The sequence below is a fragment of the Wenjunlia tyrosinilytica genome, from assembly GCF_014646055.1.
GTDB classification, from domain to species: Bacteria; Actinomycetota; Actinomycetes; order Streptomycetales; family Streptomycetaceae; genus Wenjunlia; species Wenjunlia tyrosinilytica.
In genome coordinates, this window is the sequence record NZ_BMMS01000005.1 from 205,823 (window position 1) to 219,116 (window position 13,294).

Genomic DNA, 13,294 nt, shown 5'->3' on the forward strand with positions numbered 1-13,294 from the left:
GCCGGCCGTTCAGCGGCCGATCAGGTGGCGCCGTTGCCCGCCGCGTGCCAGGCCTCCATGCCCGCCATGGAGGCGTGCTTGGCCTGCCGCAGCTTGGCGGCCGCGCGCTCGCTCGGATGCAGTTGCATCTCGCGGGTCCACCGCCGTCCGGCGCAGACCAGGGCGTAGCCGGCCATCGCCATGCCGGAGAACGCCAGCATCGCCCCGCCCGCCATCAGTACGGCTCCCGTGGTGACGAGCCGGGTGTTCATCTCGAACGCTCCAGAGGTCTTGTGGTGGTTCATACCTCCACCATGGAGCCGCTGCGCGGCCCCCGCATCCCGGGGAGGGCCGACCGTGGACGCGGTTGCCGTGCGGCGGCCCGGCACCTGTCGGATAGTGAGGACCAGTGAGGATCAGTGAGGACGTGGGGGCCCGACGACCCGGATGGGATGCTCATGGACCGCTACCCGCCCGTCGCCGACCATGGTCTCGTCGGCGACCTCCAGACCGCCGCCCTGGTCTCCTCCCAGGGAGTCGTCGACTGGTTCGCGGCGCCGCGCTTCGACTCACCGAGCATCTTCGCCGCCCTCCTCGACCACGACCGCGGAGGCTACTTCCTGCTCGGTCCGGAGAACGACGAGGCCACCTGCCGGCAGCTCTACTACCCGGACAGCGCCGTCCTGGTGACCCGGTTCATGTCTCCCGACGGCGTCGGTGAGGTGATCGACTGCATGCCGCCGGACCGCAAGCAGACGCCCACCGACCGGCACACCCTGATACGGATCGTGAGGGCCGTGCGCGGCGCCGTCCGGTTCAATCTGGAGTGCAGGCCGCGCTTCGACTACGGCCGCGCCCGCCATGAGCTCCATCTGCACCAGCACCAGCCTCAGCACCCCCGCCTCCAGGGCGCCACCTTCACCGGCCCCGGCATCACCGCGCACCTGCAGAGCACCTTCCCCCTGGAACGCGACGACCAGGACGTGCGGGGCACGGTGACGTTGAACGCCGGGGAACAGGCGGCAGCGGTGTTCACCGTCTGCGAGCCCGACGGCCCCATGCCCGAGCCCCTCACGGCCGACGGCATCACCCTCCAGCTGTGGGACATCGTGGAGTACTGGCAGCGCTGGGTGCGTACCTCCAACTACCGCGGCCGGTGGCCGGGGATGGTGCACCGCTCAGCCATCACCCTCAAGCTCCTCACCTACGCCCCGACGGGTGCTCCGATCGCGGCGGCGACCATGGGCCTGCCCGAGCAGGTCGGCGGCGAGCGCAACTGGGACTACCGGTACACCTGGGTCCGCGACGGCTCGCTGTCGGTACGGGCGCTGCTCGACCTGGGCTTCATCGAGGAGGCAACCCGGTTCACCCGCTGGCTGGGGGAACGGCTGCGCGACAGGATGGGGATGGACGGGGAGCGCCTGCAGATCATGTACCGGGTCGACGGAGACCCGCTTCTGACCGAGGAGATCCTCGACCACTTCGAGGGCTACCGCGGCTCGTCCCCGGTGCGTGCGGGCAACGCCGCCGCCGACCAGCTCCAGCTCGACATCTACGGCGAGGTCATGTACGCCCTGGCCGAGGGGCATGAGGTGGGAGTGCAGACGGGCTACCACGGCTGGAAGGGACTCGCCCGCACCCTGGACTGGCTGGCGGACTCCTGGGACCGGCCGGACGAGGGCATCTGGGAGACCCGCGGCGGCCGCAATGACTTCACCTACAGCCGGGTGATGTGCTGGGTCGCCTTCGACCGCGGCCTGCGCCTGGCCGCCGAGTTCAGCCGCCCGGCCGACACCGTCCGCTGGACGGCGGCCCGCGACGCCATCCTCGAGCAGGTCATGGACAAAGCCTGGAGCCAGAAGGAGCAGGCGCTCGTGCAGCACTACGGCGGTGACGTGCTCGACGCCTCGCTTCTCCTGCTCCCCCGGCTGCGGTTCCTGGCTCCCAAGAGCCCCGGGTGGCTGTCCACGCTGGACGCGATCGACCGCAAGCTCGTCTCCGACAGCCTCGTCTACCGCTACGACCCCGAGGCCTCCCCCGACGGCCTGCGAGGCTCCGAAGGCACCTTCAGCCTGTGCACGTTCCTCTACGTCGACGCCCTCGCCAAAGCGGGTCGGCTCCCCCAGGCGCGGTACACCTTCGAGAAGATGCACACCTACGCCAACCATGTCGGCCTGTTCGCCGAGGAGATCGGTCCCAGCGGCGAGCAACTGGGCAACTTCCCGCAGGCGTTCACCCATCTGTCGCTCATCATGGCCGCGGGTTCCCTCGACAACGCCCTGGACGCCGCCCTCGCCCGGGGGCGGGACTAGGGCCTACTCCCACCGGACGGAGGGCGGCTCCATGGCGCAGAACACGGGCACCCCGGGCAAGGGCACGGGTTCCTCGGGCACGGATTCCTCGCGCAATTCCTCGGGCACGGGCACGTCGCGGACGGGTACCGGCGCGGGGCCGCTGACCCTCGCCGAATTCCGCGCGCTCTACCGGCACTTGCGGAGCACCTGCGCCACCGCCACCGCGGACCGGGGCGCCCTCGAGACGATCACCGAGGATGTGGTGCGCGCGGCCGCCGGGCAGGTGCGCTCGGGGCGGACGGTCACCCTCGCCGCCCCCGTGGAGACCCGGCAGACGGCCGACAATCCCGAACCCGCCGGGCACCGGCTCGTCGCCCCCGCGAAGGACGAGGCGACGGCGAGAGGACTGCACTTCGCCCGGGACCGCTTCACGATGAATGTGCACGGTGACGCGGACAGCCACATCGACGCGCTGTGCCATGTCATCTACGACGGGACGATGCACAACGGCGTCCCCGTCGGCTCGCTGTCGGCGGACGGGGCCCACGCGCTGAACATCGACATGGCCCGCGACGGCATCGTGGGGCGCGGTGTCCTCCTCGACATCCCCGGACTGCGGGGGACGCGCTGGCTCGAACCCGGCGACCACGTGACGGCCGACGACCTCGCCGCCGCCGAGCGTCGGCAGGGGCTGCGCGTGGGCAAGGGCGATCTGCTCTTCGTACGGGTGGGGCACCGCCGGCGCCGCGATGAGCTCGGGCCCTGGGACGCTGCCGGCGCCCGCGCGGGACTGCACCCCACCGCGCTGGAGTTCCTGGCCGGACGCGAAGTGGCGGTGCTGGGCAGCGACGGCAACAATGACACCGCGCCGAGCACCACGGAGGGCGTCGCATTTCCGGTGCACGTGCTCGCCCTTCACGCGCTGGGCATCCACCTGCTGGACTATCTGCAGTTCGAGGACCTGCTGCCCCTGTGCGAGCAGGAGGGACGCTGGTCGTTCCTGTGCGTGATCGCCCCGCTGCGCCTGCCCGCGGCGACCGGCTCCCCGGTCAACCCCGTCGCCGTCCTCTGACGGCCGGCCCGCCATCGCGAGAGGGGCCGCGGGCGGACCGGATGGCGTCAGCCGAGCCGTTCGGTGATGTGGTCACCGACCCGCAGGGCATTGGCGATGGCGGTCAGGGACGGGTTGACCGCGCCGATGCTCGGGAAGAAGCTCGTGTCCACGACGTACAGGTTGTCCACGTCGTGGGCCCTGCAGTGCACATCGAGGGCCGAGCTCCGCGGATCGTCGCCGAAGCGCACGGTGCCCGCCTGGTGGGCGGTGGCACCGATGGGCATGTCCTTGTGCAGGTAGAGGGTGTGGGGCAGCAGATGGTGCTCATGCATCCCCAAGTGGCCGAGCATGCCCTCGAGTTTGCGCCGCAGGCGGGACAGCCCGGCGGTGTTGTTCTTCTCGTCGAGTGCGAGGTGCACCCTGCCGTCCCCGTCCAGGGTGACCCGGCTGTCGGCAAGCGGCAGGTCCTCCGAGCACAGCCAGAAGTCGACGCCGTGGTGGGCGAGGACTTCGAAGGGCATGTCGGGTGAGGCGAGACCGGCCCAGTGCGGCGCCTCGCCGTGGACCTGCTCGGCGTCGGACTTGCCGAGCATCTGGATCCCGCCCAGCGGGTAGTCCCAGTCGTCCGAGCCCAGGTACCAGTCGTGGAGCGCCAGGGTCTTCTGGAACTGCGTGTCGTTCGGCTCCTTGGACACGGCCATCAGCGCCGTGTTGTTGTGCCGCATGTAGTGCCGGCCCACGACGTCGGAGCTGTTGGCCAGCCCGCGCGGATGGTGCTCATTGGCCGAACTCAGCAGGAGAACGGCGGAGTTGACCGCACCGCAGGCCACCACCACGATGTCCGCGCTGAAACCGGCAGTGGAGCCGTCCCCGAGCTCGGTGACCACCTTGCTGACGGTACGTCCGGTGGGATCGGTCTCCAGGCGCCGCACATGGGCGTTGGTGAGGAGCTCCACGTTGGGGTGCCCTAGTGCGGGTTCGACGCAGATCACCTGCGCGTCGGACTTGCCGCGGACCAGGCAGGGGAAGCCGTCCACGCGGTTGCAGCGGATGCAGACGCTGGAGTGCGTGGCGCGTCCGTGCTCGTCCTGGGTGAGGTTGACCCCGATGGGCAGGTGGAAGGGGCGCAGTCCGCGTTTCTCCAGGTCGTCGTTGAGCTGCTGGATGCGCGGTTCGTGCTCCACCGGAGGGTAGGCGTACTGCCCGCTGACCGGGCCCTCGGTGAGGTCCTCACCGTGCCGACCGTGCACCAGGTAGAGGTGCTCGGCCTGCGTGTAGTAGGGCTCCAGGTCCTCGTAACGCAGCGGCCAGGCGGGCGAGATGCCGCCATGGTGCCTCAACTCGCCGAAGTCCTCGGGGCGCAGACGGAACAGCGCCGCGCCGTAGAACTTCGTGTTGCCGCCCACGTAGTAGTTGACCTCGGGCGGGAACTCCTTGCCGTTCTTGTCGTACCAGAACTCGGGGGCACGGTACTTGCCCTTGACGAACACGGCGGTGGACTCCCAGTTGTCGCGCTCGCGCGGGAGGTAGTCGCCGCGTTCGAGGATGAGCACCCGTTTTCCGGAGGGTGCCAGTCGGTGGGCGAGCGTGCCGCCGCCCGCACCGGTTCCAATGACGATGACGTCGTAGTGCTGTGTGTCGCCCACGCCCGGCCACCTTTCGTCCGGTCGTCGGGGTCGATTACCGTGATTCACCCCCTTTTCTCACGTTAACGGCAGTGTGTGGTCGCCGCGAGCGCTCGGACTCCGGAGTGGGCCGCGGCGGCGGCCACGGCGGCGCGGATGAGCCCGGGACGCGGCGCCACGACCACGCCCTCGACGACGGGTACCCACGGTCCGGGGAAAAACCGGGAGGACCCGGGGGAACGGGGTCGACCGCCCGCCGAGGGGAACCGCGGTGGGCCATGGGTGCCCGTTGCCCGGCGGCTCGACGCGGCACGGGTTCCCCGCTCGAGTGCGCCTGCCCGGCCGTTTGGCCGACTCCGGCCCGGGGAGGCTATCGGTGCTTCGTACCGCAGACGTGTCCGCAGGGGAGGTCCCGCGGGACCTGACGGCCTGTCCAGCGGGTCGGATGCCTTCACTGTCCCGGCGTCCTCACCTGTCCTGCTTCCGCGACCGCAGATGTGACGGGGGACGCATGGGAAGCACGGCAGGGATACCGGTCCGGCGGCAGCTCGCCTCCCGGCTCGGCGTTCTCGACGTGGGCTCGAACACCGTGCATCTGCTGATCTGCGACTCGGTCGGCGGGGTGCCGCTGCCGGTGCACCGGACCAAGGCACGGCTGCGGCTGTCCGAGCGGTTGGACGTCAGCGGGCGCCTCGACGAGGCATCGGTGCTCCGCCTGGTGAAAGCGGTGGCCAAGGCCCGGGCCACCGCCCGCAAGTGGGGAGTGGGCGAGCTCCTCCCCTATGCCACCGCGGTGGTGCGCGACGCCCCCAACCGCGAGGAGGTCCTCCGGGCGGTGCTCGAGGGCTCCGGGGTGGAGCTGGCGGTGCTGCCCGGCGTGCTGGAGGCGGAGCTGACGTTCCTGGCCGCGCGCCGCTGGATGGGGTGGCGCATCGGGTCCATGGTGGTGATCGACATCGGGGGCGGCTCGCTGGAGGTGGCCTTCGGCCGGGGCAGCCGCCCCGACTTCAGGGCATGCCTGCCGCTCGGCGCGGGCCGCCTGACGCGTGAGCACCTGGCCGCGCACGACCCGCCCCTGCCGCGTGAGGTGCGGGCGCTGCGCCGGCATGTGCGTGCCGAGCTCCAGGAGACGGCCGCGCGCATCCGCTGGGAGGGACCGTGCTCCGCCGTCGCCACCTCGCGCACCCTCCAGCAGCTCGCCCGGCTGTGCGGGGCGGCTCCGGCCCGCCATGGCCCCTTCGTCCCCCGCAGTCTGGCGCGCTCCGACCTGCGTCAGGCGCTGGAGCGGCTGAGCGCGCTGCCCGCCGCGGAGCGCTCCGCGCTGCCGGGCATCTCGTCGGCACGCGCACGGCAGGCGCCGGCGGGTGCGGTGGTCGCGGCCACGGCGATGAAGTCGATGGGCATCGAGGAGATGACCGTGTGCCCCTGGGCGTTGAGGGAGGGCGTCCTGCTGCGCCACATCGAGGGCGGCGGCCCGGCCTGGTGGGACGGCCTGCGGCGACTGCCCACCCGGTCGGCGGCGCAGGCGGATCCGGTGTCCGCCTGCTTCGGTGCGGGGCCCTGACCAGCGCCGTACCGGGCTATCGGGCGCTGCCGGGCAGGGCGGGGAGAAGGCTGCCGAGGGTGCCGGTGCCCGAGGTGGTGGCATGGGCATGGGCGCCGCCATTGTCAATGCGGGAGTCGATACGGGAGTCGGCGCGGGAGCCGGCGCTTGCGTCGATACGGGAGTCGGCGCGTGCGTCGCCGCGTGGATCGGCGCCGGAGTCGCTGTGGCCGCCGGGGCTGGTGGCGGCCGACGCGGGGGCGGCGGGGAGCGCGACGGCCACGGCGGCGACCGCGAGGCCCGCCGCGAAGCCGAGGGTGGTCCTGCGGATCATGGGCGGTGCCTCCGTGGTGCGCGCTCGACAGGGGTGTGCGTCTGCCCTTGCCAACGAGGCCGCGGCGCCGCAGTCACTCGCCCCACGTCACTCGGCCGCTCCCCCTTCGCGTCACTCGTGCAGTGGCGTCAGCCGGGCGGCGCGGCCCTCGAGATAGCGCCGCTCGGGCAGGCTTGTGGTGCGGCGCGCGGCCGTCCGGTAGGCGGACCGGGCGCCTTCGCGGTCCCCGGCCATCTCGAGCAGGTGTGCCCTGACCGCGTCGAGGCGGTGGTGCCGTGCCATCCGGGTGTCGGAGTCCAAGGTGGCCAGCAGGTCGAGTCCGGCCTTGGGCCCGGCGACCATCGCGAGGGCCACGGCGTGGTTGAGGGTGACCATCGGTCCCGGCGCGACGCGTTCGAGCAGCCGGTACAGGGCGAGGATCTGCGGCCAGTCGGTGTCCTCCGCCCGGGGTGCCTCGTCGTGGACCGCGGCTATCGCCGCCTGCAGCTGGTAGGGACCGATCGCTGCCCTGGGAAGGGTCCGGCTGATGATCGCCACGCCCTCCTCGACGGCCTCGCGGTCCCACAGTGCCCGATCCTGCTCGGCGAGCGGAACGAGCGCGCCGTCGGGCCGGGTGCGCGCGCGGCGGCGCGCGTCGGTGAGCAGCATCAGGGCGAGCAGCCCCGCGGCCTCGCCGTCCTCGGGCAGCAGGCGGTGGATCTCCCGCGCGAGCCGGATCGCCTCGGTGGCCAGCTCCACTCGTTGCAGGGCGGGGCCCGATGTCGCGGTGTAGCCCTCGTTGAAGATCAGGTACAGCACCTGGAGGACGGCACGCAGCCGGTCGGGGCGCTCGTTCTCGTCGGGCATGCGGAAAGGAACACCGGTCGACTTGACGCGTTGTTTGGCCCGGCTGATGCGCTGGGCCATGGTCGCCTCCGGGACCAGGAATGCGGAGGCGATCTGAGCCGTGGTCAGGCCCCCGACGGCCCGGAGCGTGAGCGCGACCTGGGAGGCGGCGGACAGCGCCGGGTGGCAGCACAGGAACAGCAGGGTCAGCGTGTCGTCCCGGTCCGCCGGGTGCTCGTCGCCGGGGCCGGGCGCGAGCAGCGTGCCGGGCGGTTCCTGCGCCGCGGCGGCGGTTTCCCTTTCCTGGCGCGCCCGGTCGCTGCGGAGCCGGTCGATCAGCCGCCGTGAGGCCACCGTGATCAGCCAGCCCCGGGGGCTCGCCGGTACGCCGTCGCGCGGCCACTGGACGGCAGCGGCCAGCAGGGCCTCCTGGACGGCGTCCTCGCACGCGTCGAAGTGGCCGTAGCGCCGCACGAGCGCGCCCAGGACCTGCGGCGCCGACTCACGCAGCAGGTCCTCCTCACGGGGCTCGCGGGTCACATCTCCAGCCCGGACTCGTCCATGACGGGCCGTACCTCGATCGCCGTGTAGCGGGCGTCCGGGATAAGGGCGGCCAGCTCCCGCGCGCGCTCGGGGGTCTCGGCGTCGATCGTGTAGAACCCCGCCAGGAACTCCTTGGCCTCCACGTAGGGACCGTCCGTCGAGGACGCGACGCCGTCCCGCACCCGCACCGTACTGGTGTTCGACGGGTCGGCCAGGGCGGCGAACCCGACCAGCTCTCCGGACTCCTTCAGCGCGGCCTGGAAGTCGTCGTGGGCCCGGAAGACCGCGTTGCGCTCCTCCTCGGAGAGGGTCTCCCAGACGGTGGGGTTCATATGGATCATCAGCAGGTACTTCATGGCTTGGCTCCTCGCGGTCCGGCGCCCGGCACGGGCACCTCTCGGCAGAGACGTCGGAGCGGGCGACCGGATCTCGACATCCGGGAGGAGATTCTTGCCGAAGCGATCGGCGAAGCCCTCCCGGACACCACGGCCGCCTCGGCACACCGCCGCCTGCCACCCCTTGGGCGCAGCGATGGTCGAGGTGGGGACCTACGGGGATAATCATGATGTGTGACGGACAGCGGTGGTTCCTCCCGGTCCGCCGGACGGACGCCCCGCCCCCCGGGCCGGGGCGACAACCCTCTCGACGGTGCCCCTCGCGGCAGTGCCTCCCGGGGCGGTACCTCCCCGAGCGGCGCTCCCCCGCCGGGGCGGCGCCCGGCACCGGTCGTCCGCGGGGCGCTGCGGAGAAAGGCCGGACGGCCCGTCGCCGCTGTCCGCCGCAGGGACCCCGGTCTGGTCACCGTGCGGCACGCGCTCCGGGTGACCGCGGTCGCCTGCCTCGCCTTCTACATCTGCCGGTATGCGCTGGACGACGGCATCATGGCGGTGTACGCGCTCTTCGCCGCCGTCGCCATGGGGGCGCTGTCCCGCATTCCCGCGCCGCCGCGACGGCAGGCCCGTATCTGCCTGACGGTTCTTCCCGTGGCCTGCCTGCTCGTCACGGTGGGCACGCTGCTCGCCGCCGTGCCCTGGGCGGCGGCCGTCGGGCTGGCGGTGGTGGGCTTCACGGTCGCCTACGCGGCCGTGCTGGGGCCCGCGCTGCGCGGCACCGCCAATGGGCTTCAGCTGTTCTACATCCTGCCGTGCTTCCCTCCGGAGGCCGTGGACACCCTCGACTCCCGGCTCATCGGCGTGGTCGCCGGCGTCTGCGGGCTCGCGGCGGCGGAGCTGTTCCTGTGGCCCGACCCACCACCGCCGCGGTACGAACAGCGGCTTGCGGACGCCGCCGGCGCGCTCGGCGAGCGGATGGCCGAGCTGTCGGCCTCGGGACCCTTCCCCGGCCGTGGTACCCCAGCGGCCGTTCACCGCGCGCTGGAGGATCTGCGCCTGTCGCGGCTGCCTGCCCTGGAACGCCCCGTCTCCCCCTGGCCCGGCGACAGCGCCCTGCGGCACGCGGCCGTGGCCCTGCGGCGCCTGGGCACCAACCTGGGATGGCTCGGCCGGTGCGAGCCCGTCGAACCCACGGCGGCCGGGAGGGCGCTGCTCCATGAGGCGCGGCGGTCCCTGCGGCGGACGGCGGACGCCCTCGCGGCGGGGGTGGAGCCGCCGGACTGCGGGGCGCTGCGCCAGGGCCTGGCCGCGTTCGCCCGGGAGCGGACCTTCGCCCTGGGTGCTTCCCCGGGCCTGTGGTCGCGCAGGGCTCCCTGGGACGTCTTCGTGCGCCACTGCGCCATTCACAGCCAGGTGTTCGTGGCCGCCGTGCGCAGCCGCACCCTCCCGCAGGGGGCCGAAGGCGTTCCGGCGGCGCTGTTTTTCTACACCCAGCAGTCCGTCGGCACCCTGCTGAGGCGGCGGCTGCGCGCGCACCTGTCACCGCGCTCGGTGTACTTCCAGGGCGCCGTCCGTACCGCCCTCGCGCTGTCGCTGGCCAGGCTCATCGTGGTGCCGCTGGACCTCTCGCACGGCTTCTGGGTGCTGCTGGCGACCCTGACGCTGATGCGCGGCACCGCGGCCGACACCCGTGTCTCGCTGCGCCAGGCCCTGACGGGGACGCTGTGCGGCGCCACCGTGGCCGCGGTGCTCCTCACCGTGGCGTCCGGGCACGACATCGTCTACGCGCTGGCGCTGCCGGTCGTCATGTCGGCCGCCTTCTGCGCGCCCCTGGTGGGGCTGGCGCTGACACAGGGCCTGTTCACCCTGGTCGTGTCGATGATCTTCGCCCAGCTCGCCCGCTCCACCTGGCATCTGGCCGAGACCCGGTTCATCGACGTCCTGGTCGGCGCGGTGGTCGGCACGCTCATCGGCACCCTGGCCTGGCCCCGTGGCAGCGGCAGGCAACTGCTGCGGCTGGCGAGGGAGTTCGTGGAGCGCTCGGGGACGGCCGTGGCGGGCGCCGTCGGAGTGGCCAGGGGAACCGTCCGCCCGGACGAGGCCGCGGGTCAGGGCGAGGCCGTCCGGCGGACCATGGGGCTCACCCTCGCCGCGTATGAGCTGTACCAGTGCGAACGCGCCGATCCCGCGCTGGCCGGGATGGACTGGCAGTCGGTCATCGGGGTGGCGCAGGAGATGGCCCTGGGCTCGCAGACCGTGGCCGCGCGGTATTCGGCGCGGGGGCTCGGCGCCCCACCCGCGGTGGGCTCCAGCCTGGACAGCGCCGTCCTGCGGACGAGGGCGGCCTGCGGCGAACTGGCGGGGCACCTGGCCGAGGGCTCCCCGGTGACCGAGGCCCCCCTCGCGGACGGGCAGGTCGACGGGCAGGTGGGTGCTCCGGAGGGCTTCTACGGCAACGGTGCCGTACCCCCGGCCCCTGCCGGGGCGCCGCCTCGCTCGGTGCTGGGTTCGACGGACATCGCGGTGTGGCTGCTCATGCTCACCGACGACCTGCGGCTGCTGGCGACCCGGAGGTGAAGCGCCGCCCCGGTCGGCCGGGGGCGTGGCCGAGGCGACCAACGCCGATCAGCGCCGATCAGCGCCGATCAACGCCCCCGCCGATCGACTCGGCTCGACTCGACTCGACTCGGCTCGGCTCGACTCGGCTCGGCTCGCATCAACGCAGCATCAACCGCACCGCCTGGTCGACCTCCGACTCCGACATCGACACCTCGCTGCGGTGGCCGTCGAGCGCGGCGTTCAGATCCACGGCGGTGTTGATCAGGGCGAGGTGGCTGAACGCCTGCGGGAAGTTGCCCAGTTGCTCGCCCGTCACCCCGATCTCCTCCGCGTACAGGCCCACATGGTTGGCGTAGGTGAACATCTTCTCCAACGTCAGCCGGGCGGCGTCCAGACGGTCCGTGCGCCGCAGCGCGTCCACGTACCAGAAGGTGCACATCGAGAAGGTGCCCTCGCTTCCGCGCAGGCCGTCCGGGGAGGCCGCCGGGTCGTAGCGGTGCACCAGGCTGTCCGTGACCAGGGACTCCTCGATGGCCCGCAAGGTGGTGAGCCAGCGGGGGTCGTGGGGGTCGACGAGGCCGATCGTCGGCATGAGAAGGAGGGAGGCGTCGAGCACCCTGTCCCCCGCGTGCTGGACGAACGCGCCCAGGTCCTCGTTCCAGCCGCGTTCCATGATCTGCTGGTAGACGGCGTCCCGGTACCGGGTCCAGCGCGCGACGTCGGCGGGCCAGCCGCGCGCCTGCGACATCCGTACCGCCCGGTCGAGCGCGCACCAGCACATCAGGCGTCCGTAGGTGAAGTCCTCCCGCCCGCCACGGGTCTCCCAGATGCCCTCGTCGGGTTGGTTCCAGTTGTCGCAGACCCAGTCGAGCACCGCGGTCAGCCCCGCCCAGTCCCGGTTGCTCAGCACTCCCCCGGACTTCTCCGCGTGGTACAGGCAGTTGACCGCCTCGCCGTAGATGTCGAGTTGCAGCTGCCGCGCCGCGCCATTGCCGATGCGCACCGGCCAGGAGCCGGCGTAGCCCTCCCAGTGCTCGAGGGTGGACTCCGCGAGGTCCCCCGAGCCGTCGATGCGGTACATCACCTGGAGGGGCCGGCCGTCGCCCGCCACGCCCTCGCGGACCCGGTCGCCCAGCCAGGAGGCGAAGCGCTGCGCCTCGTAGTGGAAGCCGAGCTTGAGCAGGGCCTGCACCGAGAACGCCGCGTCGCGGATCCAGGTGTAGCGGTAGTCCCAGTTGCGCTCCCCGCCGAGCTGCTCGGGCAGTCCGGCGCTGGGCGCCGCCACCAGGCCGCCCGTGGGCGCGTAGGTCAGCAGTTTGAGCGTCAGCGCCGATCGGGTGACCTGCTCGCGCCAGCGTCCCTGGTACGTCGATCCGGCCAGCCACCTGCGCCAGAACCGCCGGGTGGAGAACAGCAGCCGAAGCGCCTCCTCGGCGCTGACGGCACGCGGTGCCGTGTCCGCCTGCGACTCGAGGATCATGCACCGGGCCTGCCCGGAGTGCAGGGTGACATCGGCTCGTACGTCGTCGCCCTCCCGGCGCAGGTGGATTCCGCTGTGCAGCGTCAGGGCGAGCCGGCCACCGCGGAAGACCGCTCCGCCCTCGGTCAGTTCGAGGTCGTGCTCCACGCGGCCGTAGTCGAACCGCGGTGCGCACTCGAAGACGAAGCGCATCTGCCCCCGGACCACCCGCACCACCCGCACGACGCGGTGGTTGGCGGTGGGGACCTCCGGGTCCGGGACGGGCATGAAGTCCACGACCTCGCCGACGCCGTCGGGCGAGAGGAACCGGGTGAACAGGACCGCGGTCTCGGGCAGGTACAGCTGCCGGGTGACCGGGGCGTCGCCCTCCGGCGCGATACGGAAGCGGCCTCCTCGCTCTCGGTCGAGCAGGGACGCGAAGACGCTGGGCGAGTCGAACCTCGGACAGCAGAACCAGTCGATCTCTCCGCCGACGCTCACCAGCGCGGCCGTCTGCAGGTCGCCGATCAGTGCGTGGTCGGCGATCGCGGGATAGTCGCCCACGGCCTTCCCTCCGCGTTCCTTGACGCAGGAACGGGCGCAGGCGCAGCACCCGCACCTACAAATCTAGTTCGCCGGGAGGTGATCCGCTCGTCGGCCCGTCGGAGCGGGCCGAGCAGCCGGGCCGCGTTGTCGTGGCAGACGCCCCTGAGCCACTCGCTCCCGAGCTCCAGCCGGGCCAGGCCT

General features: G+C 72.4%; 10 protein-coding genes. 4 read left to right on the forward strand and 6 right to left on the reverse strand.

Annotation, left to right across the window (positions count from 1 at the left end):
- Positions 1 to 20: 20 nt before the first annotated feature.
- A complete protein-coding gene (locus IEY86_RS07745) occupies positions 21 to 284 on the reverse strand; it encodes a hypothetical protein (protein ID WP_189130779.1) in 264 nt (87 codons plus the stop codon).
- Between the two features lie 153 nt (positions 285 to 437).
- Between IEY86_RS07745 and IEY86_RS07750 the strand changes: the two genes are divergently transcribed.
- A complete protein-coding gene (locus IEY86_RS07750; protein ID WP_189130869.1) occupies positions 438 to 2,291 on the forward strand; it encodes a glycoside hydrolase family 15 protein in 1,854 nt (617 codons plus the stop codon).
- Positions 2,292 to 2,433: 142 nt separating this feature from the next.
- Complete coding sequence (locus IEY86_RS07755; RefSeq protein ID WP_229698235.1) at positions 2,434 to 3,345, forward strand: cyclase family protein; 912 nt, start codon at positions 2,434 to 2,436, stop codon at positions 3,343 to 3,345.
- 47 nt (positions 3,346 to 3,392) lie between these two features.
- On the opposite strand, the gene IEY86_RS07760 is transcribed toward IEY86_RS07755, so the two are convergent.
- Positions 3,393 to 4,973: a GMC oxidoreductase gene (locus IEY86_RS07760; protein WP_189130781.1), complete on the reverse strand. Its 1,581-nt coding sequence runs from the start codon at positions 4,971 to 4,973 to the stop codon at positions 3,393 to 3,395.
- A gap of 490 nt (positions 4,974 to 5,463) precedes the next feature.
- On the opposite strand from IEY86_RS07760, the gene IEY86_RS07765 reads away from it, so the two are divergent.
- Positions 5,464 to 6,516, forward strand: coding sequence for a Ppx/GppA family phosphatase (locus IEY86_RS07765; protein ID WP_189130782.1), 1,053 nt, complete (start codon positions 5,464 to 5,466; stop codon positions 6,514 to 6,516).
- 16 nt (positions 6,517 to 6,532) lie between these two features.
- Here the strand turns inward: IEY86_RS07765 and IEY86_RS07770 are convergent, their stop codons facing one another.
- The 3 genes from IEY86_RS07770 to IEY86_RS07780 all read right to left on the reverse strand — a co-directional run bounded on the left by IEY86_RS07770 (position 6,533) and on the right by IEY86_RS07780 (position 8,553).
- A complete protein-coding gene (locus IEY86_RS07770) occupies positions 6,533 to 6,829 on the reverse strand; it encodes a hypothetical protein (RefSeq protein WP_189130783.1) in 297 nt (98 codons plus the stop codon).
- A 111-nt stretch (positions 6,830 to 6,940) separates the two neighbouring features.
- Entirely contained in the window at positions 6,941 to 8,194 is a 1,254-nt protein-coding gene (locus IEY86_RS07775; protein ID WP_189130784.1) for an RNA polymerase sigma factor, read from the reverse strand.
- Positions 8,191 to 8,553: a YciI family protein gene (locus IEY86_RS07780; RefSeq protein WP_189130785.1), complete on the reverse strand. Its 363-nt coding sequence runs from the start codon at positions 8,551 to 8,553 to the stop codon at positions 8,191 to 8,193. Before IEY86_RS07780 ends, IEY86_RS07775 begins: the two co-directional genes overlap by 4 nt.
- A 447-nt stretch (positions 8,554 to 9,000) precedes the next feature.
- On the opposite strand from IEY86_RS07780, the gene IEY86_RS07785 reads away from it, so the two are divergent.
- Positions 9,001 to 11,106 (forward strand): FUSC family protein, encoded by a 2,106-nt coding sequence (locus IEY86_RS07785; protein WP_189130786.1) that lies wholly within the window; start codon positions 9,001 to 9,003, stop codon positions 11,104 to 11,106.
- Between the two features lie 139 nt (positions 11,107 to 11,245).
- Here IEY86_RS07785 and IEY86_RS07790 read toward each other — a convergent pair whose 3' ends face one another.
- Entirely contained in the window at positions 11,246 to 13,111 is a 1,866-nt protein-coding gene (locus IEY86_RS07790) for a glycoside hydrolase family 15 protein (RefSeq protein WP_189130787.1), read from the reverse strand.
- Positions 13,112 to 13,294: the final 183 nt, after the last annotated feature.

What these genes read in the sequence shown, in the direction of transcription:
- IEY86_RS07745 (WP_189130779.1), bottom strand. Translation starts at nt 284, where the DNA reads ATGAACCACCACAAGACCTCTGGAGCGTTCGAGATGAACACCCGGCTC.
- IEY86_RS07750 (WP_189130869.1), top strand. Translation starts at nt 438, where the DNA reads ATGGACCGCTACCCGCCCGTCGCCGACCATGGTCTCGTCGGCGACCTC.
- IEY86_RS07765 (WP_189130782.1), top strand. Translation starts at nt 5,464, where the DNA reads ATGGGAAGCACGGCAGGGATACCGGTCCGGCGGCAGCTCGCCTCCCGG.
- IEY86_RS07770 (WP_189130783.1), bottom strand. Translation starts at nt 6,829, where the DNA reads ATGATCCGCAGGACCACCCTCGGCTTCGCGGCGGGCCTCGCGGTCGCC.
- IEY86_RS07780 (WP_189130785.1), bottom strand. Translation starts at nt 8,553, where the DNA reads ATGAAGTACCTGCTGATGATCCATATGAACCCCACCGTCTGGGAGACC.